Source organism: Bacillus sp. lyk4-R2A-2, from assembly GCF_030209735.1.
GTDB lineage: Bacteria > Bacillota > Bacilli > Bacillales > Bacillaceae > Bacillus > Bacillus pumilus.
This window is the reverse complement of the sequence record NZ_JARVRK010000006.1, coordinates 66412-86446: the sequence shown is the minus strand read 5'-3', so window position 1 is coordinate 86446 and position 20035 is coordinate 66412. Positions and strand designations below refer to the sequence as shown.

At 41.5% G+C, this 20035-nt stretch carries 21 protein-coding genes; 7 read left to right on the top strand and 14 right to left on the bottom strand.

The features are described from left to right. Positions 1-54 precede the first annotated feature (54 nt). The 6 genes from QRN39_RS11350 to malK form a co-directional block, all read right to left on the bottom strand. Positions 55-1014, bottom strand: a complete 960-nt coding sequence (locus QRN39_RS11350) for an ABC transporter permease (RefSeq protein WP_003213713.1) — start codon at positions 1012-1014, stop codon at positions 55-57. Beyond that, on the bottom strand, positions 1015-2061 hold the full coding sequence (locus QRN39_RS11345; protein ID WP_003212654.1) for an ABC transporter permease: 1047 nt from the start codon (positions 2059-2061) through the stop codon (positions 1015-1017). It abuts the gene before it with no gap. Then, the gene (locus QRN39_RS11340; protein WP_284907294.1) at positions 2054-3589 is read right to left on the bottom strand and encodes an ABC transporter ATP-binding protein; all 1536 of its coding nucleotides are present in this window, start codon (positions 3587-3589) and stop codon (positions 2054-2056) included. The genes QRN39_RS11345 and QRN39_RS11340 overlap by 8 nt, the downstream gene beginning before the upstream one ends. Positions 3590-3748: 159 nt before the next feature. Continuing rightward, positions 3749-4831, bottom strand: coding sequence for a BMP family lipoprotein (locus QRN39_RS11335; protein ID WP_044140813.1), 1083 nt, complete (start codon positions 4829-4831; stop codon positions 3749-3751). Positions 4832-5225: 394 nt separating this feature from the next. Beyond that, entirely contained in the window at positions 5226-5933 is a 708-nt protein-coding gene (locus QRN39_RS11330; RefSeq protein ID WP_003213073.1) for a response regulator, read from the bottom strand. Next, positions 5926-7527, bottom strand: coding sequence for a malate sensor histidine kinase MalK (gene malK / locus QRN39_RS11325; RefSeq protein WP_050944037.1), 1602 nt, complete (start codon positions 7525-7527; stop codon positions 5926-5928). Before malK ends, QRN39_RS11330 begins: the two co-directional genes overlap by 8 nt. A gap of 185 nt (positions 7528-7712) precedes the next feature. Here malK and QRN39_RS11320 point away from each other — a divergent pair, with 185 nt between their 5' ends. Continuing rightward, positions 7713-8270 (top strand): YufK family protein, encoded by a 558-nt coding sequence (locus tag QRN39_RS11320; RefSeq protein WP_003212871.1) that lies wholly within the window; start codon positions 7713-7715, stop codon positions 8268-8270. 42 nt (positions 8271-8312) lie between these two features. Here QRN39_RS11320 and QRN39_RS11315 read toward each other — a convergent pair whose 3' ends face one another. From QRN39_RS11315 to QRN39_RS11305, 3 genes are all read right to left on the bottom strand, one after another. Then, positions 8313-8723: a thiol-disulfide oxidoreductase DCC family protein gene (locus QRN39_RS11315; protein WP_003213597.1), complete on the bottom strand. Its 411-nt coding sequence runs from the start codon at positions 8721-8723 to the stop codon at positions 8313-8315. 18 nt (positions 8724-8741) lie between these two features. Then, positions 8742-10643, bottom strand: coding sequence for a transglycosylase domain-containing protein (locus QRN39_RS11310; RefSeq protein ID WP_003212628.1), 1902 nt, complete (start codon positions 10641-10643; stop codon positions 8742-8744). Between the two features lie 108 nt (positions 10644-10751). Beyond that, positions 10752-11930 carry an MFS transporter gene (locus QRN39_RS11305; RefSeq protein WP_249118190.1) on the bottom strand — a complete coding sequence of 393 codons (1179 nt, stop codon included), beginning with the start codon at positions 11928-11930 and terminating at the stop codon, positions 10752-10754. Between the two features lie 218 nt (positions 11931-12148). Here QRN39_RS11305 and kapD point away from each other — a divergent pair, with 218 nt between their 5' ends. Beyond that, entirely contained in the window at positions 12149-12766 is a 618-nt protein-coding gene (gene kapD, locus QRN39_RS11300) for a 3'-5' exonuclease KapD (RefSeq protein WP_003213730.1), read from the top strand. Here the strand turns inward: kapD and kapB are convergent. Then, entirely contained in the window at positions 12763-13155 is a 393-nt protein-coding gene (gene kapB / locus QRN39_RS11295) for a kinase-associated lipoprotein KapB (RefSeq protein WP_284907292.1), read from the bottom strand. The two genes, kapD and kapB, sit on opposite strands and share 4 nt — an antisense overlap. Positions 13156-13245: 90 nt before the next feature. Here kapB and QRN39_RS11290 point away from each other — a divergent pair, with 90 nt between their 5' ends. Continuing rightward, on the top strand, positions 13246-13425 hold the full coding sequence (locus QRN39_RS11290; protein WP_284907291.1) for a hypothetical protein: 180 nt from the start codon (positions 13246-13248) through the stop codon (positions 13423-13425). Here QRN39_RS11290 and QRN39_RS11285 read toward each other — a convergent pair whose 3' ends face one another. Next, positions 13426-14718 carry an ATP-binding protein gene (locus QRN39_RS11285; protein WP_284907290.1) on the bottom strand — a complete coding sequence of 431 codons (1293 nt, stop codon included), beginning with the start codon at positions 14716-14718 and terminating at the stop codon, positions 13426-13428. It abuts the gene before it with no gap. 133 nt (positions 14719-14851) lie between these two features. Beyond that, on the bottom strand, positions 14852-16027 hold the full coding sequence (locus tag QRN39_RS11280) for a MalY/PatB family protein (RefSeq protein WP_268459325.1): 1176 nt from the start codon (positions 16025-16027) through the stop codon (positions 14852-14854). A gap of 83 nt (positions 16028-16110) precedes the next feature. Between QRN39_RS11280 and QRN39_RS11275 the strand changes: the two genes are divergently transcribed. Next, positions 16111-16371, top strand: a complete 261-nt coding sequence (locus QRN39_RS11275; protein WP_003213422.1) for a YugE family protein — start codon at positions 16111-16113, stop codon at positions 16369-16371. Here QRN39_RS11275 and QRN39_RS11270 read toward each other — a convergent pair. Further along, a complete protein-coding gene (locus QRN39_RS11270) occupies positions 16368-17192 on the bottom strand; it encodes an alpha/beta fold hydrolase (protein ID WP_284907289.1) in 825 nt (274 codons plus the stop codon). The two genes, QRN39_RS11275 and QRN39_RS11270, sit on opposite strands and share 4 nt — an antisense overlap. Positions 17193-17366: 174 nt before the next feature. Here QRN39_RS11270 and QRN39_RS11265 point away from each other — a divergent pair, with 174 nt between their 5' ends. From QRN39_RS11265 to yugI, 3 genes are all read left to right on the top strand, one after another. Beyond that, positions 17367-17867, top strand: coding sequence for an Lrp/AsnC family transcriptional regulator (locus QRN39_RS11265; protein ID WP_003213765.1), 501 nt, complete (start codon positions 17367-17369; stop codon positions 17865-17867). Next, positions 17868-19061, top strand: a complete 1194-nt coding sequence (locus QRN39_RS11260; RefSeq protein WP_003213272.1) for an aminotransferase — start codon at positions 17868-17870, stop codon at positions 19059-19061. Between the two features lie 198 nt (positions 19062-19259). Continuing rightward, the gene (gene yugI, locus QRN39_RS11255) at positions 19260-19652 is read left to right on the top strand and encodes a S1 domain-containing post-transcriptional regulator GSP13 (RefSeq protein ID WP_003213420.1); all 393 of its coding nucleotides are present in this window, start codon (positions 19260-19262) and stop codon (positions 19650-19652) included. A 67-nt stretch (positions 19653-19719) separates the two neighbouring features. On the opposite strand, the gene QRN39_RS11250 is transcribed toward yugI, so the two are convergent. Beyond that, positions 19720-19956, bottom strand: coding sequence for a DUF378 domain-containing protein (locus tag QRN39_RS11250; RefSeq protein WP_003212952.1), 237 nt, complete (start codon positions 19954-19956; stop codon positions 19720-19722). Positions 19957-20035 lie beyond the last annotated feature (79 nt).

Here is a 20035-nt window from a genome sequence, read left to right as displayed (position 1 = left end):
ACAAAAATCCCCTGAAGGTAGTTTATCCTTCAGGGGATTGATCATACATCGTTATTATCGTTTTCCTTTTAAATAAGGTGTCCCAAGTGCTTTCGGTGCATCTGCTCGGCCGATGAAGCCAGTGAGTGCTAGGATGGTCAGCACATATGGTGCAATGAGCATATACACGTTCGGTATATCTTGGAAGAGCGGCAGGAGAGAGCCTATAATGCTTAAACTTTGAGCAAATCCAAAGAATAAAGCAGCGCCCATTGCGCCGAATGGGTGCCATTTACCGAAGACAAGTGCAGCTAGTGCGATGAAGCCTTGTCCAGTTATGGTCGCATGTGAGAAATCAAGTGCGATGGTTGACGCATAAACAGCTCCGCCAAGACCACCAAACAGTCCACTAATAAAGACACCGATATAGCGCATCCGGTACACTTTGATTCCCATTGTATCAGCAGCCATTGGATGTTCTCCGACTGCACGAAGACGAAGACCAAACGGCATTTTAAATAAAACAAACCAAGCTACAACCGCAAGCGCTAATGCGAGTATGGACGTATAATAAACATCTTTAAAGAAGATATCGCCAATTATCGGAATGTCACTTAAAAGGGGAATATCCCCTTTATAGAAAGGCTCTGTAATTTTATCTGTTTGAGCTTTCCCGTAAATGAGTTTCACGACAAACAGCGTAGCGCCAAGTGCCAGCATGTTAATGGCAACACCACTGACCGTTTGATCTGCACGGAATGTAATGGTCGCAACTGCATGAATGAGAGAGAACAATCCGCCAATCGCCATTCCGACGAGGAGCCCAAGCCACGGGGTCAAGGCACCAAATGTATCAGCAAAAAACAAGTTAAAGATAATACTGGAAAATGCTCCGACGACCATCAAACCTTCAAGACCGATATTCACAACACCTGATCTTTCTGAAAAGACGCCTCCAAGAGCGGTTAAAATAAGTGGTGCAGCATAGACAAGTGTTGCTGGGACGATGATTTCAAGAATTTGCAGAAATCCCACTTATTTTCCCCCCTTTTTCTTCATTTGGTTCATCACAAGACGGATAATATAGCTTGAGGCGACGAAAAGAATAATGATCGCAATGACAATATCAACGACCTCAGTTGGTACGCCAGATTCAAGTGGCATATTTAAAGCGCCGACCTTCAATCCACCAAGCAGCAGTGCAGCAAGAACAACACCAACAGCAGTATTTCCACCTAATAAAGCGACGGCGATTCCGTCAAAACCTACACCGGTAAACGAGCCTTTAATTGATGCATATTCAAATGTACCAAGACCTTCCATTGCGCCTGCAAGACCTGCAAAAGCACCTGAAATGAGCATCGCATAAATGATATTGCGGCGAACATTCATACCGGCATAATGGGATGCCTGCTGGTTCATTCCAACAGCCCGCAATTCAAAGCCTTTAGAGGTTTTTTGAATAATGACCCACATCACGACCGCAGCTATAATGGCAACAAAAATACCATTATGCATCCGGGAGAAATCGGTGATTTGTTCAAAGAAACCAGAGCGAAGCGAGGCAGTGGCATCGATTTTTTCTGTTTTATCTTTATTATTTGTTAAGACATTTGAAATCAAATAGTTCGTCACATGAAGGGCAATGTAGTTCATCATGATCGTGACAATCACTTCATGAACATAAAAACGAGCCTTTAAAAACCCAGGAATAAAGCCCCATAATGCACCAGCAGCAGCTGCGGTGATGAGTGCAAGTGGCAGATGGATGTACATAGGTGCATGGACAGTTGTACCGATCCATACAGCAGCTACCCAGCCAATCAGCATTTGACCTTCTACACCGATATTAAAGAGACCTGTCCGAAATGCAAAAGCAACAGCAAGCCCTGATAAAATGTAAGGTGTCACTTGTCTGATGGTTTCTCCCATATAATAGGTTTCACCGAAGACGCCATTCCAAAGGGCGCCATAGCCTTCGATGACACTATAACCGCTTGCCAGCATAATAATGGCCCCAACAAAAAGACCAAGTACAATGGCTATAAGCGGAATAAGCAGATTTGTTAAGCGATTAGACATTTGCTTCTTTCCCCACTTCCTGTTGCGTACTTCCAGCCATTAATAGACCAAGCTCTTGCTCTGTTGTTTCTTTTGGATCAACGATGGCAATAATGCTGCCTTCGAATATAACAGCAATCTTATCACTGACATTCATAATTTCATCAAGCTCAAATGAGATGAGGAGGACGGCTTTGCCTGTGTCCCTTTGCTCAATGAGGCGCTTATGAACAAATTCAATCGCACCAACATCAAGTCCACGTGTCGGCTGAGCGGCAATTAATAAATCGGGATTGCGGTCAACTTCACGGCCAATAATGGCTTTTTGCTGATTCCCGCCTGACAGGGCGCGTGCCTCTGTATATTCACTCGGTGTTCTTACGTCATACTCGGCAATGATTTGCTTTGCCTTTTGGTATATATTTTTCATATTCATCAAGCCACATTTTGAGTATGGACGCTGGTAATACGTTTGTAACGAAATATTCTCTCCTATTGAAAAATCAAGCACTAGTCCGTGTTTATGACGGTCTTGAGGAATGTGTCCAATTCCAGATTCGGTCACCTTACGAGGCGGAAGATTTTGAATGGCTTTCCCGTTTAGCATGATCGTGCCAGATTCTGATTTTTTTAGACCGGTAATGGCTTCAATCAATTCAGATTGACCATTGCCATCGACTCCAGCAATACCGACAATTTCTCCAGCCTTCACTGAGAGGTTGAGATGTTTGACCGCTTCAATTCCTCGTGCGTCTTTTACCGTAAGATCCTGAATTTGAAGTACTTCCTCAGCAGGAGAGGCGTCTTTTTTGTCTGTCTTAAATGAAACTTCACGACCGACCATGAGGCTTGCAAGCTCATCTTTGTTTGTGCTTTCCACATCAAGTGTACGAATGCCTTGGCCTTTTCGGATAATGGTGACGCGGTGACATGCATCCATAATTTCTTTCAGCTTATGGGTAATTAAAATAATGGATTTGCCTTCATTGATTAAGTTTTTCATAATTTGTATGAGTTCTTTAATTTCTTGAGGTGTTAAGACGGCTGTTGGTTCGTCGAAGATCAAAATATCAGCGCCGCGGTAAAGAGTTTTTAAAATTTCTGCACGCTGCTGCATGCCGACAGAGATGTCAGATACTTTTGCGGCAGGGTCTATTTTTAAACCATAGCGGTCAGAAAGCTCTTGTACTTGCTGTATGGCTTGTTCTTTGTCGATCTTTCCAAATTTCTTGGGCTCTTTTCCTAAAATGATGTTTTCAGCGACGGTGAAGGTATCGACAAGCATAAAGTGCTGATGCACCATACCGATGCCTAAATCACTTGCATCATTCGGGCTAGAGATGGTCACAGGTTTTCCGTGAACCTTGATTTCACCTTTTTCAGGCTGGTACAGTCCGAAAAGCACGTTCATGAGCGTTGATTTTCCAGCGCCGTTTTCACCAAGCAGCGCATGAATTTCGCCCTTTTTCAGCTGCAGCGTAATGTTATCGTTTGCTACAATGCCAGGGAATTCTTTGCGTATATTCAACATTTCAATGACATAATCCACAGGTTTAACCGCTCCTTTTTTAGGGTGCTGATGAAGATAAAAACTAGCAAAAGAAAAGCTGCAAAACGAGGCTGCAGCTTTTCTTTTACCACCTTTTACGAATAAAGAGGAGGTAAAGGAGAAACAAGGGGATAAGGCGCGCTTATCCCGATGCTCAAATTAAGCTTTAAAATCTTTTAGTTCATCACGTGTTGCAGGGATTTTAATTTCGCCCTTGATGATTTTTTGTTTCCATTCTTCTACTTTCTTCAATACATCTTTATTAAGGTTGTCCTGAGATGGAGAAATGTCAAGAGCGCCTTCTTTCAGACCATATGTGATCACTTCGCCGCCAGGGAACTTACCTTCTTTTGCTTTCGTTGTTAAGTCTTGTACCGCTTTGTCTACTTTCTTAACCATAGAAGTAAGGGTGACACTTTGTTTTGTTCCAGGTACTTTTCCTTCGTCATACTGGTCTTTATCTACACCGATGACCCAAACTTTGCGGTTAGGATCCGCTTTTTTCAGGTTTTTCGCTTCTGTGAAGACACCAGTTCCAGTGCCGCCAGCAGCATGATAAATGATGTCGACGCCGGATTTGTACATGCTTTCAGCTGTTGCTTTCCCGATGTCTGCCTTATCGAATGCACCAGCATATTTCACTTCAACTTTTGCTTTCGGGTTAGCTGCTTCAACGCCTGCACGGAAACCAACTTCGAATTTTCTGACTAATTCAGAATCAACGCCGCCGACAAAACCAATTTTGTTTGATTTTGTAGAAAGAGCAGCCGCAACACCCACAAGGAATGATCCTTCATTTTCGTTGAACACAATGCTGGCTACGTTGTCTTTTTTCACGACAGCATCAACGATGGCAAAGTGGTTTTTCTTACGCTGATCTGCAATTTCACTAATAGAATCTTGCATTAAGAAACCAATTCCGTAAATCAGGTCGAATTTCTCACGAGCAAGTGTGTTTAAGTTTGTTGTATAGTCAGCGTCTGATTTAGATTGTAAGTAATCAAAGCCGTTTTTACCTTTTTTTAGATTGTTGTCTTTTCCAAATGCTTGTAAACCTTCCCAAGCTGATTGGTTAAACGATTTGTCATCGACACCACCGACATCAGTTACCATTGCAACAGTGAATTGATCTTTATCTTTTTTGCTTTCACCGCTGTTTGAGCCAGAGTTGCCGCATGCTCCAAGGATGGTTCCTGCTGCTACGACTAAGGACAATGCTAGTCCAATTTTGCGCTTCTTCAAAACATAACCCCCTATAAAATTTAAAAGTTTCAGAAAAGTCTCGCGAAAAAAGACCGACCTATCTCTTCTCACCCTTCTGAATAGGGTATTTTATCCTGCTTTCTCCTGAAACTTATGGAGGACAGGAGAGAAGATGTAAGACATCAGACTTATATCTCGTTGAACTAATCAATCATAATTTATCATTTCCAATCCAATAAATAAATAGAAATTTGTTTTATTTTAAAAAAAATGTTAAAAGGCTAAATTCGATGTCTTTTTATGTGCTGAAATATGATATAATGCCGCTTTTGTGATGTGATCTACTACAGTGGAACCACTGATATCAAGGGGTTTGTCACATCGTGTTCCATAAAAAAACATCTGGCCTCTGTATAAGGTCAGATGTGTCAAATTATAGATATTGCTGAATTAAATTCATATTTGTTGTACTGAGTTTATATTGGAAAACAGGGCGTCCAATTGTCCCGTATGCCATTTCAACATCAACTACTTCGATGTCCTCAAGGAATTTCAAGTATTTTCTAATAGAGACTTGAGAGATTTCTGTATGATTCGCTAGGTCTTCGGTCGTGAAAGCCTGATGACCGAATGATTGAATACTTGTCCAGATGAGTTTGAGTGTGCTTTTGGTCAGGCCTTTTGGCAGAAGAACTTTTTCCGTCTCTGCTTTTTTATGAAAGAGCTTCGCATCTAAATCATTTTGCGAGATGCTGTTCATCGTTTGGTACAAGGCGTGTTTTCGTTTATATTCTGAGAGCGCTGATTGGAAACGTTCAAATTCAAACGGCTTGATCAAATAATCAACAGCCCCGTTTCGCATCGTTTGCTGGATCACGTCGACTTCATTGGCAGCTGAAATGACAATGACATCAACCGAATGATTTTGTTTGCGAATTTCTGATAATAATGCCAGGCCATTTTGTCCAGGCATATAAATATCGAGCAGTACAAGGTGAATGGCTTCTGTTTTTAAGATGTCCAGTGCCTGCTGAAAAGAGGTGGCAATCCCTTTTAATTCAAAGCCGTCGATTTGGGTCAGGTAGCGTTTGTTCAGCTCCCCAACCATTGGGTCGTCTTCTACTATTAACACATTAATCATGTGAATCCTCCTTTTGTTTATACGGAATACGGAGACTAAAGGTCGTTCCTTCTCCTTTTTCACTCGTGACAATCAGATGACCGTTCAATTTTTTGATGCTTTGATCAACGAAGTAGAGACCGAATCCTCTGTCTTCTCCTTTAGTTGAAAAGCCTTGATCAAACATGATGTCTTGTTCTTTTTTTGTGAGACCAACACCTGTGTCTGTAATTTCAATATGAAGCTGCTCCTGAACGTATCGGAATGAGATCGAGATGTTTTTCGTCTCAGTATGAGAAACAGCATCGAGTGCGTTATTTAACAGGTTGCCAATGACGGTAATGAGATCATGCGTCACTGCCGGGTCCTCTGAATTTGGGACTTGTGTGCTGCATATGACTTCTAAGGTCGCGCCTTGTTCCCTGATATAGCTTTGTTTTCCTAGTAAAAATCCTGCTAAAACAGAGTTTTTCACATGGTTGATGATTTCATTTGTTTCCGTCTGCTGATAGATCGCAATATCTTTGATATAAGTGCCAAGGTCATCGTAGTTTTTGAGCTGAACCAATCCTAAAATGACATGAAGCTTGTTCATAAATTCATGTGACTGGGCACGGAGGGCATTTGCATACATTTTGACTCCGCTTAGCTGCTCAGCCAAGTGTTTGACTTCTGTTTTGTCACGGAAGGTGGCGATTGCTCCAACGATCTCGCCCTTTACCGTAATCGGGACTTCGTTAAATACGAGCTCCAGTCCGTTCATTCTCACGTCGCGGTCAAGCAGCGGCTTGCGTGTTTCAATGACTTGCTTTAGACCGCTTGAAGGGAGGAGCACCTGAACATCTTGTTCTCTAGGATCAACCATAATGCCCATAATATGAAAGAGCCGTTTCGCTTCAGCATTGGCGAGCTTGATTTTACCGTGCTGATCGACGGCAAGAATCCCTTCTTTTGTTGATTCTAGCATGGCGCTTCGTTCTTTTAATAATGTAGCAATCTCATCTGGCTCTAGTCCAAACATAATTTTCTTCACTTTTCTTGCCACAATGAGTGCTCCAATGATACCAGAAAGAAGACTGAGCGATATGACGAAGTAGAGTGGAAGTAAGCTTTGATGAATAATCAAGTCAATTTCCTTTAACGTAATCCCTACTGCCACAGCCCCGAGCTGCTTCCCATTTTGATCATAAACCGGAACAAAAGCACGCATGGATCTGCCAAGTGTTCCAGAAGCCGTACTAATATGCTCTTTACCCTGTAATGCTAGTTTTTCATCACCGCCAGCAAACCGCTTCCCGATCTTCTGCGGATTTGGATGGGTTTTGCGAATGCCGTTCATATCCATCACGACAACGAATTCGGTTTTGGTGATTCGCTGAACACTTGTTGTATATTGACGGAGTGCTGAATACGATCGATTTTCTTCTAATGATTTCGCTGTGATCGGAGCCTCTGCGACCATTTTTGCAGTGGAGAGGGCGATGTCACGTTCCTGCTGATGAATGTTTTTAGCTGTTTCTGACCAGATCGTAAAGAAAGTGATACAAAGGGAGATCAGGACAACGATACAAACAAAAATCGTCAGTCGTGTTTGCAATCTTAATGTTTTTTTCACGAGTATACCCCTAACGCACGATTTTTTCGTAATAGTAATACTTTAACGGGAAAATGTAAGTTTGTGAAGGAATGTACGTGCAAAATCACAAATTTGATTTTGCTACCAGTTTACTTTGAAAGCATCTTGTCAATCCGTTTTAAGTGAGCCATAATAAATGTGAGCTTATGAGAAAGGATCTATTTATGAAAAATACATATTTGACTGGATATTTTCCGCTGATTTCGATTTTACTATTCAGCTCTGCTTTTTCGATTTTCACAGTAGGGATAATGACTGATTTCTTGACTCAAGCAGGTATTTTAAAAGGAATGCTGGAATTCTTCTCGGAACAGGGCATCCGGCTTGCTCTTTTTGCTGCTTTTGCACTTGTTTATTTTATGATTTTATCTGCCTTGAAACTGATTGCAGATACGGTGTTAGAGCTGGCGCTACTCTTTTTCGCGAAAGATCCTGAAGGAGAGAACTTAAAGAAAATTCGGATTGCATCCGTTGTTTATTTATTTGCCAGCTTGCTTGCATTTCTGCTGACGCAGCAGCTGATTTTGCTTGTCGGACTATTTGTTTTAGCAGGTCTTGTCTATTTTATCTGGGTTGTGGTCCGCATTTATCAATCGCTTTCCATGCTGAATTTAATTGGATTTATGATGTTTATTTTGCTGTTTTGGGCCACGTTTTTAATCGGCATTTTGTACTTATTTATTAAGCTTTATAACAGTGTTATGGCAAGTCTGCCTTCATAAACAGACAAAGAAAGCATCCTCCGATAGTGGAGGATGCTTTTTTTATGATAGAAACCGTTTTTGAATATCAGGTGTAGGCATCATACAAGATGTTTTTTGACCGAACCATTTGTAGCGATTTTTCGCTATCCGCTCATAAAACCAATCACGGATAGGGCGCGGAATGGCAAGGAATAAATAACTCCATCTGTAGATTCCTTTTAAATGCCGCGTGGCTTTTAAGATGCCTGTCGACTTCGTATAAAGGGTTCCTTTTTCAATATAAATGAATGAATTAAACTCATCTAAAGGCAAACCGTTTTCTTTTAAAATGCGCTGCCCCGTCTCTGATTGTAATGAAGCAAACATCATTCGCTCATTTGGATCACGCTTAATCACAAACTGAACAGCGCCGCTGCACACGTTGCAGACACCATCAAATAAAATTAAATGGGATGGATGTGTTGAATGCATTGCAATCAAACCTCCTGTTTATCTGGCGTATTGCATCGTATTTTTCCAAATACGTAAGTGCGGACTTGAGCTGTAAATAGATTCAACCGTTCCTCTATCTCTTCCAACCCATACACCCATTGTATATTGATCTGTCAGTCCAACAAACCAAATGTCTTTGTAGTCATTGGATGTTCCTGTTTTACCACCAATGTAAGGGGAACTGAAATTCGCTTTTTTCCCTGTTCCGCTTTTTACAACGGAGGCAAGCAGTTTACGCATGGTGTCATTTGTCCGCTGAGAATACACTTGCTTCGGTGACTCTTTCCACTTGTAAAGTGTCTTGCCGTTTAAGTCTGTCACCTTTGTGATCGAATGATTTTGCGTGTAAGCACCTTGGTTGCCAAAGACGGTATACGCATCTGTTATTTCTAGCGGCGAGAAGCCCTTCGTAAATCCGCCAAGTGCAGAAGGAAGGCGGTAATCATCCGCTACGATATGCTCGAATGAGAATTTCTCTAAATAGCTAAAGCCCTTTTTGACACCGACTGTATCTAGCATTCGGATCGCAGGTGTATTGTAAGAGTTCTTAAAGGCTGTTTCAAGTGTGACGGTTCCATACGTTTTATGATTATAGTTCTGCGGACAGTATCCGCTGCTACAAAACTTGCCGGCACTAATTTTGCTTGAAGCTGTTGCACCGGTTTGGTCGATGTAAGGACCATAGTCTAAAAGCGGCTTAATCGCAGAACCAGGCTGTCTTTGCGCTTGATAGGCGTAGTTGAAATCAAACTTTTTATAGTTCTTGCCTCCAGCAAGTGCGACAATTTGATGCGTTTCATGATTAATGACCGCTGATCCGCCTTCTACACCTTGGTAAGGTAGCTGCGCATTGAGCTGATAGACGGCTCGTTGCTGTAAGGAAGGATCAAGTGCCGTATAAATTTTGACCCCATCCTGAAGAAGGGCACTGACCTTTTCAGATAATTCTTTTTGAATGGCTTTTTTTGCTCCATCTGTTTTGGCCTTCTTCAAGCGTTTTGTAAAGCCTTCCTGATCTGACACAAGATCGGTAAATTCCTCATTGGCATATGTCACATAGTCAGGGTAAAGGTTTTTCTTTTCACTTAAGGACAGGTTGATTTTTTGTTTGATGGCTTTTTTGTATTGCTTTTTGGTGATGACGCCGTCTTTCTTTAAAATGCCAAGCAGTCGTTCTTGGCGTTTCTTTGTGTGTTTGAATTGCTTCAATGGGTCATACAGTGTTGGGTTGTTTGGAATCGCAGAGATAAATGCCATCTGTGCAAGCGTTAAAGAACTAAGTGGCTTATCAAAATAGTAATTAGCCGCAGAACCGACACCGTAAACACCATTACTGAAATAAATCGTATTTAAATAGCTTTCGAGTATTTCATCTTTCGAGAATTTCCGCTCTAATTCATAGGAATAGAGAAGCTCTGTAAACTTTCGGGTGAACGAACGTTCATGGCTTAAATATAAATTACGAGATAATTGCTGTGTGATCGTACTTGCGCCTTGGCTGATGCCATGGTTTTTCACATTTGAGGCAAGGGCACGAACAACTCCCATAAAGTCAATGCCTTTATGGTCATAAAAGTTACGGTCCTCTGAGCGGAGGAACAGCTCCTTCACATGATCAGGAATTTTATCATACGTGACGAACACTCGGTTTTCATCGTTTGAAACGATCTCTGAGATGAGAGAGCCATCCCGGTCATACATATAACTGTTTTGGGAAAAATCTATCTTTTCCAGCTTGATTTTTTGATCAAGCACTTCGTTCACAGGCTTCACACTTGCAGCTTCTTCCTTTGATAGATAAAAAGTCAGAACAAATAATGGAATGAGGGCAGCAAGTAATAACCAACCAATCATTGCACGAAACATGAGGTCACTCACTTTCTTCAATTTTCTAGCCATATCGTACCATTCTTTTGCGAATACGAGAAGGTTATTTTTAGAAAAGAATGGGCTTGAAGTCTAGTGAATAAGGCTTCTACACAAGAAAAAAGAGTATCTGATGCTGGATCAGACACTCCTTTCTTTTGCCTTCGACTGTGAGCGGACTGCCCATAAAAATAATGCGCCAAATAGAAAAATGCCGGCGGTGACATAAAAGACAGCTGGAATCCCGTAATGACTCGCCACAATGCCGCCAATTACCGGACCGACAACATTCCCAAGAAAACGGAAGCTGACATTGTATCCAAGCACTTCCCCTTGCATAGAGGCAGGTGCTTTGATCCGAATATACGCCGTCGTACATGGAATAATCCCGCCAAGTGCCATCCCGTATAGAAAACGGAAAAGTACTAACATCGCATAGGAATCCGCCATTGCTTGCGGGATGAATAAAATAGAGGAGAGGATGAGAAGGGCAAGCAGCACCTTGTCGTGACCAATTCGATCTCCGAGATCTCCCCATTTTCGTGTAAAGAGCAGGTTGCCAAGTCCAGTTGCAGAGAACGCAAGACCTGCATAAAATGCGAGATTAACAGGACCGTGTAAATCATGAATGTATAAAGCCAAAAGTGGCTGAATGCTAAAGTTCCCTACTTGTGTAATAAACGTTAAAAGCATCGTGACGACAAGCAAGGGCTGTTTGAAAATATGAACGAGCACATCCTTCCGTGAGTAAGAAACGCGCCTCGCTTCTTTTGAACGGATGGGATGTTCTTTCACTCCGAAAATAATCACAATTGCTGACACATAAATGACAGCCGCTGTGAGGAAAAACGTATAAATAAATCCGACGCTGTCTGCCATGAATCCACCCATTAATGGACCAAACAATCCTCCGGCGACATTACTCATCTGCATCGTTCCAAGGGTTTTACCTGCAGTTGCCTTTTCCGTCTGTGCAGAGATGAGTGCCATTGAAGTCGAGATAAAACCTGTGACAAGCCCCATGAAGAGCCGCAGGGCGAATAGCTGATAAACGGTTTGCACAAGCCCCATTAATAGAATACTTGTTGCGATCCCAATCCCGTTAATGAGCAAAATCTTTTTATAGCCATGCCGATCTCCAATCCGTCCCCAAATCGGAGAAATCAGAAAGGCCGTTAAAAACGTGACGCCAAAGACATAGCCGCTCCATCTTTGGACAAATTCATTTGAATAACTGCTATCAAGAGATTCTATGTAAAGTGATAAAAAAGGGACGATCATTGTAATGCTGGCAGATACAAAAAAGTTCACAAACCACATGATGTACAAGTTTTTCTTCCTGTTTGTGATAGAGACCACCTTCTTTATTTATTTCGTGTTCCTTAATAATTATAAAGGAAACTAAACGATCTTTCATCTGATGAATAGGTTGGGCATAGTGAATCTGCATTATTTTCAAGAAAATGAAGTGATTTCAAGGTCCGTCTTAATATAATGGTATCAGAATGAAAAACTGATGAAAAAGTGAGGTGAGACTGGTGGAACAGAAGACGGTGCTTGTGGTCGATTTTGAATTTACGATGCCTGATGGAAAGTATCATCCGCAAAATTTTTTTCCTGAAATTATTGAAGCTGGGGTAGTGAAAGCGGCAAGTGAAACGATCATAGACACGTTCTCTAGCTACGTCAAACCGAAAAAGTTCCCGAAGCTGACGAAGCGCTGTAAATCGTTCCTCGGTATTACGCAGCAGGATGTAGAGAGCGGAATTTCCTTTGAGGCATTTATCGAGAAGCTTGTGTCGCTAGATGGGGGAGAGGATTGTGAGATTATTACATGGGGCAATATGGACATGAAAGTGCTGAAGCAAAACTGTATGCTCAATCACATTGCCTTTCCTTTTAAGGGGAAGCTGAGGGACCTTGCCTTTGAATATAAAACCTTTTTTGGTGATCGCACACTGACAGGGCTTCGCAAGGCGGCAAAGGAATACGGCAGTGAGGGAGCTGGTAAGCATCATAAAGCACTAGATGATGCCATGACGACTTATCAGCTGTTAACCCTTTTTGAAAAAGACAGAGCCTATGTGGAAAATCCGCAAACAACCAAAATTGGTGAGCTGATCGATTTCTCACATTTTTTTGATTCGGCTGATTAGCGGGCGTCTTCTGGAAAATAATCTTTTTCGAGAGAAGATAGGCATGCTCTTGATTTTTCCGCCCATTTGGATTCATCCGCATGGAGCGCTTGTTTTAATTTTTCTACAGCTTCTTTTAGTGATACTTGATAATCTGGTATAACGCCATCATAAGGCTTCACCATATGATGAGGGATATTCGTCTGTTCACGATAGGCCAAAGCCCGTCTTTCTTGGAAAAAAGGCACGTCTGCTTCTTTTGGGTGATGCAGGTCGCCTTGAGTGGGATGTGTCAGAACGGCTTTTACTTGAACGAGATAGGCCGATGGTTTCACTGCTGTCACTTCCCCAATGTAAACACCTGTTTTATAAAATCCTTTCACAACGTGTCCAATTTGAATGTCTGTCATGTGAAATTCCTCCATTTCCTTCTCGTAGGAAGGTATTTCATTTCTTTTAGCCAATATAGTGAAGTAAACGAGCAAAAGGGGGAATGGCGAATGTTGTCGTTCATCGCACTCTTTCTACTGTATTTTCCTGAAGATAAAAGGGAGTACATCCCAGCGGCAATCACCACTGCGATTTTCTTTATGGCTGCATTTATTTGCTTTCGTCTGATCGTTCGTGCGTCTAAGAAGCAGGAGCGGATAGATGAAAAAAAGACAAAAAAAATGGATTGATCATTTTCTTCTTGTATCTTCAGGAAACTTCACGGTAACGGTTGTACCAGACTGCAGCGAGCTTTTGAAACGAATGGTTCCATGGTGATTTTCAATGATAGAAAATGTCACGGTCAGCCCAAGTCCAGTCCCTTTATTTTTCAATGTGTAATAGGGTTCGCCAAGCTTTTTCATTTGGCTTTCTGTCATTCCTACACCGTTATCCACGAAAAAAAGGCATATTTTATGATTTTCTTTTGAAGCATAAAGCTCAATTTTCCCTTCGTGTTCTGGGGCTGCTTCAATCGCATTTTTGATTAAATTAATCATGACTTGCTTGATCTTCGTTTCATCACCTTGAATGTATAAGTCAGGTTCAATGGATTGATGAATCGTGACCGATTTGAAATTCGCATAGGATGTCATCAGTGATGCACATTCCTCGAGTAATTTAGATAGGTTGAGAGATTCAATTTGATAATAATTTTGTTTCGCAATGTCAAGATAACTCGTAATAATATCCTGCGCCCTGTCTAACTCGGACAGAACGAGATTTTTATAATCTTTATTGGTTGATGTCTCTTTTGTATTGTCACTAGAAAAGAGCAATTGGATAAAGCCTCTCACCACTGTCAGCGGATTGCGTACTTCATGGGCAACGCTTGCAGCGAGTTCACTTACAATGGTCAGCTTTTCTGATTGGACGAGCTGTGTTCTCATTTGCGCATTTTCTTTCACGAATTCAATGGAATAGATACTTAGCACGAGAAAGAATATGTAGTAAAGAGTTGAGAAAAATAACTCAAGTAACTTCTGCTGCATAATAAAGGCCGGGCTGTATTCCATTAAGCTGACCGCAAATAGTCCAATGTAAATAAAGAATCCTTTGGATAAACCGATAAGCACTCCATACATCAGCTTTTTCAGCTTCGAATATTGACGCCATTTCCGGTAGAACAGAAATGGGATGAAAAAGTAAATCGGTACGACAATGAGTCCAACCCATAAAAAAGAGCCATACATCACGAATTTGACCATGGAACTTATCAAGATGGCGACGATCCCAACTGTGTAGCCTCCGTATAAAATGGCAAGTACAAGAGGGATGGATTGAAGGCCAGTCTGCAAGTCTAAAATCGAACCAACTGGATACATAATACATAGTGCTGAAGAGATGGATGCGAATACTGTGATGAGCAGTTTATTCGTTTTTGGGAAATGAGCAGGGGTCCGGCTTAGCCATAGCGCGTGATATAAAAAGATTGGAAATAGAATAAAAGATACATGGAGCAGAAAATCCTTGAACATTTCCATTTAAATGCTCTCCTCGTAAATAATAGTAATTCCTCTCATTATATCATTTCATGTACAAAGTAGATATGATAAAAGGAGGGTTTTTTTCTTTAAAAAGAACACCCGTGAGGATGTTCTTTTGATCATATAGGTCTTAATCAGATGATTGCGTAAACGCTTGATGAAGGCGTTTCAATCCTTCTTTGACTGTTGAAGTAGGACAGCCGAGATTCATCCGAATAAAGCCGTCTCCTTCGAGTCCGTACACGTGACCAAGCTCTAGGATCACTTTGCCCTTTTTTAGCAAATTGCGTTTCAATTCCGCTTGACTGAATTGATAATCCCGAATGTCTAGCCACAATAAATAAGAAGCATCTGGTTTCATATAACGCATGTTTGGAAGATGTTCGTCAATATAGTCCATTGCCATTTTCATATTGCTTTCGAGATAAAGAACAAGTGCATCAAGCCACTCGTCGCCATGGCGGTAGGCTGCTTCCATCGCAGGGATCGCAAATGCATTCAGTTTAGCCAGTCCGTTTCTTTGCATTTCATTGTTGAAAAGGGTTCTTTTTTCTTCATCGGAAATGATAATGGCAGATGCTTGGAGGCCAGCTAAATTAAATGTTTTACTTGGTGCAATGCACGTCACTGTGATATGTGCTATGTCGTCAGAAAGACTAGCAAATGGTACATGCTGCTTTCCGTATAGCATCAAATCAGAATGAATCTCATCTGAAACGACTGTGACACCGTGCTTGATACAGAGGTCTCCAACTTGCTTTAATTCCTCTTTTGACCACGCTCTTCCGGACGGATTATGCGGATGACAGAGGAACATGAGCTTCGCTTCAGGTCTGCTTAATTTTTTCTCTAAATCATCAAAATCCATGACATAGCGGTTGTTTTCTATTTTTAAAGGATTGGTTGAGACTGTTCGTCCATTTCGTTCAATCATTTGATAAAAAGGTGTATACACAGGGGACTGTATGACGACTTCGTCACTTGGTTTTGTATAGGCTTGGACTGCAAAACTAAGTGCCGTGACAATTCCAGGTGTGAAGGTGACAGCTTCTGTCTGGATCGACCATCCATGCCTTCTTTTGAGCCATTCAGCTACTGCCTGCTGCGTATCCTGATCTTGAAAGGCATAGCCAAATACACCGTGATCCAATCGCTTTTTTAATGCATCAAGGACGACCTGCGGCGCTTTAAAATCCATATCGGCTACCCACATTGGCAGCGCATCTGTAGTAAGGAATAAAGACTCTGCTTGATCCCATTTCACTGATTTTGAACCTTTACGTATGATCTGTTCGTCGAAATTCATGAAACCCACCTCTAGCCGTTTTTCAACCATTGTTGGTTGTGCTAAAATAAACATCACAAAATTTATTATAAGCGGTGATACCGATGAAAGATAGTCAAGCTGTAGAAGAGATGATTCAACTCATTAAGGCATGGGACCCTTTTCAATATGGGGAGGACTTTTATGAAACGGAGCCTGCTGACGTCATCAGTGCATTATACGACGCAGAAGACTCTTTATCTTTAGCAAAAGACATTCAAGCCATTTATCATCACTCATTTGAGCAGCTCCTGCCTTTTGAGAGCTGTCAACATATAGCGAATCAGCTTTTCGTCATACGAGACAGCAGCTCCTGCACACGCTAAGACAGGCTGAAATGTCCGATTTGATCAGACACAAAGACCGGATTTTCCTCAGGAACGAGGTGCCCGGTTTTTTTTAATGCGTGCAAGGTCGAGTTTGGCAGATCCTTGTGTAGCCTCTCTCCTATTTGGATGGGAACGATTCGATCTTCCTCACCCCAAATGAGCAGCACGGGTGTCTCCATTTTCTTTAGGACATCCGAGGTCAAATCCCCTTCCCGGTGCCGAATCAAGCGGAAAATCCCTCGGAAAATTTGATCATCAGAAAAAGGCTTTAAATATCCATCCACCATCTCTTGATCAATGATGGAATGATCATGCACAACAGCCGTTAAATTTTTCATGATGCCTTGCTTCAAGAGCTTTCTTTTAAGATAGAGATAAAAATAAGGAATATATGTGCTGTAAACAACTGATCTCTTTGATTTATTTAAATATCCTGAGCTGCACAAAAGGACCGCCTTTTCAAATAGGTCTGGCCGTTCAGATGCGGCATATAAAGCAATTTGGCCGCCCATCGAATGACCCACAAGGATCGCATGCTGAATCTGTAAGTAACCAGCTAGCTCGATAATGATCTTTGCCATGTTGCGATAGCTGTAAATAAACGTATGCGACTTCTCGGACTGTCCAAATGGCGGCAGATCGATCGCGATTAAATTGAAGTCTTGTTTCAGAAGCGGGATGAGCTTTCGATAGCTGAAGGTAGAAGAGAAAAGACCATGAATTAAGATCAATGTTTTCTTCCCCTGATTTGGATAGTGCTCGTAATAGATGTCTAAACCGAATTTACTTTTCATATAAGCTGGCTGAACAATGTCCATACTCATCACTCCGATACTTGATACTCTCTGTTAGGTGACTGTATTGTACCCTAAAAAGTGGATTTTAAGCTATGGTTAGCATCTTTTCCCTGCTTAGCATAATGGGAAAAACGTGCTATAATGTTCAGAAGATTTTTTAAAACTAGCTTTTTACAATCTGAGGTGTGAAATTAAATGAAACTAACAGAAAAAGAAACTGAAATATTAGAGATTTTAGATGAAAACAGCCGTGCCGATTTAAATACAATTGCAAAAATGGCAGGCGTGACAACAGAAGAAGCAGAAGCAATTATTCAAAAACTTGAAGATCAAAAAGTCATTATTGATTACTCAACCATGATTGACTGGCGTAAAGTAGATGGTCATGAAGGCGTCACAGCCATGATTGATGTCAAAGTGACACCAAAAAGAGGCGTCGGATTTGATGAAATTGCTGAACGTATTTATCGCTTTCAGGAAGTGGAGTCTGTCTATCTCATGTCAGGTGTTTACGATCTATCTGTTGTGATCCGCGGAAGATCTATGTCTGATATTGCCCGCTTCGTGTCTGAAAAATTATCGACACTTGATTCCGTTGTTTCAACAACTACCCACTTTATTTTGAAGAGATATAAACATGATGGGAAAGTGTTTGAAACAGGAGACGATGACAAAAGAATCGTGGTGTCACCTTAAATGAAAAAGTCTTATTTATCTGAAACGGTACAAAGCATTCAGCCGTCAGGTATTCGGAAATTCTTTGATTTGGCAGCCACAATGGAAGGGGTCATTTCCCTTGGTGTCGGCGAGCCAGATTTCGTGACAGCTTGGAATGTCAGAGAAGCAAGTATTATGTCATTAGAACAAGGGCTTACCTCTTATACGGCGAATGCAGGGTTATTATCTTTGCGAAAAGAATTGAGCAACTATTTATATAAGCGGTTTCACATTGACTACAGTCCTGAAGAAGAACTGATTATCACAGTTGGCGGAAGCCAGGCACTTGATTTGGCGTTTCGTGCGATTTTAAACAGCGGGGATGAAGTGATCATTCCAGAGCCTTGTTTCGTAGCATATGGGGCCCTTACGACACTTGCGGGCGGAGTACCTGTTTATTTAAGTACATCGGCTGAAAAAGATTTCAAAGCAGACTCTACGGATCTTCGCACGAAGCTGACGCCTAAGACAAAAGCGATCCTGCTTTGCTCACCGTCAAATCCAACTGGTTCTGTCTATTCAAAGGAAGAGCTTGAAGATATTGCTCAATTTGCAAAAGAGCATGACCTTCTCATTATCACAGATGAGATTTACGCAGAGCTGACGTACGATGAAGCTTTTACAAGCGTTGCGGCAATTCAAGATATGAAGGAAAGAACGATCCTCATTTCAGGCTTTTCAAAAGGGTTTGCTATGACTGGCTGGCGCTTAGGATATGTGGCAGCACCACCTGTACTGCGCGATGCCATGCTGAAAATACACCAATATTCTATGATGTGCGCGCCCTCAATGGCACAATATGCAGCAGAAGAAGCCTTGAAAAATGGGCTTGAAGATGTAGAGAAAATGAAGAAAAGCTACAGAAGGCGGCGAAATTTGTTTGTCGGCTCTTTGAATGAACTGGGGCTCACATGTCACCAGCCAAACGGCGCATTTTACGCTTTCCCGTCCATTAAAACGACGGGCATGACGTCAGAACAATTTGCTGAGGAGCTGCTCCTAAGTGAAAAAGTAGCCGTAGTCCCTGGTAATGTCTTCGGACCGAGTGGTGAAGGTCATATTCGTTGTTCATATGCTTCGTCTCTTGACCATCTTCAGGAATCACTTTCAAGAATCCAGCGCTTTTTGCAGGAACGACAAGTGAAAGAAGAAGCACCTGCCATCATCAAATAAAAAAAGGCATCAATCCATTAGGACTCATGCCTCTCAAATTAGGGGGGAATACTAGAAAGCATTCTTGTTTTCAGGTATTCCCCCTTTTGAACTGATCTAAACCCAATTAAAAAATATTTTGCGTAAAAGACCGTTCTGTGATATAGTTTTTAATTGCGTATAAACGAATATTAAAACATTTATTTAGGAGTTGTTATCATGGCGACAAAGTTTGAAGTAGGCAGTGTTTACACTGGTAAAGTAACAGGATTACAAGCGTATGGTGCGTTTGTTGCATTAGATGAAGAAACTCAAGGACTTGTGCATATTTCTGAAGTAACACATGGTTTCGTAAAAGACATCAACGAGCATCTTTCAATTGGTGACGAAGTTCAAGTGAAAGTTCTTTCTGTTGATGAAAAAGCTGGTAAAATCAGCCTTTCTATCCGTGCTACACAAGAAGCACCTGAAAGAAAAGAAAGCAAACCAAAGAAACAAAGACCACAGCAAGTGAAAGAAGAAGCTGCTACTCCACAAGGTTTCAATACACTTAAAGATAAACTTGAAGAGTGGATTGAGCAATCTAACCGTAAAGATTTGATCAAGAAATAAAAAAAGCACCGCTTCAAACGGTGCCTTTGGCTGCCTCGTATAGGCGGCCTTTTTTATGTCTTTTTGTTTAGCGAACCTCTGGATTCGGCTCGTCACGGCGAACAGCTTCTTCGCTTGGCTTGAACAATAGACCAAGGTTAACAAGACCTGCAATTCCAACAAGACCATAAATAATACGTGATAATGCAGAGCCTTGTCCGCCAAAGATCGCTGCTACTAAGTCAAATTGAAAAAAGCCGATTAGTCCCCAGTTAATAGCACCGATAATCGTGAGCACGAGGGCAATACGCTGAATAGCACTCATCGTGATTCCTCCTTTCGCTACAGCATCAATACATTTATATTTTGCAGATTTTTAGCCAAACTATGCGTAAGAAAATGGA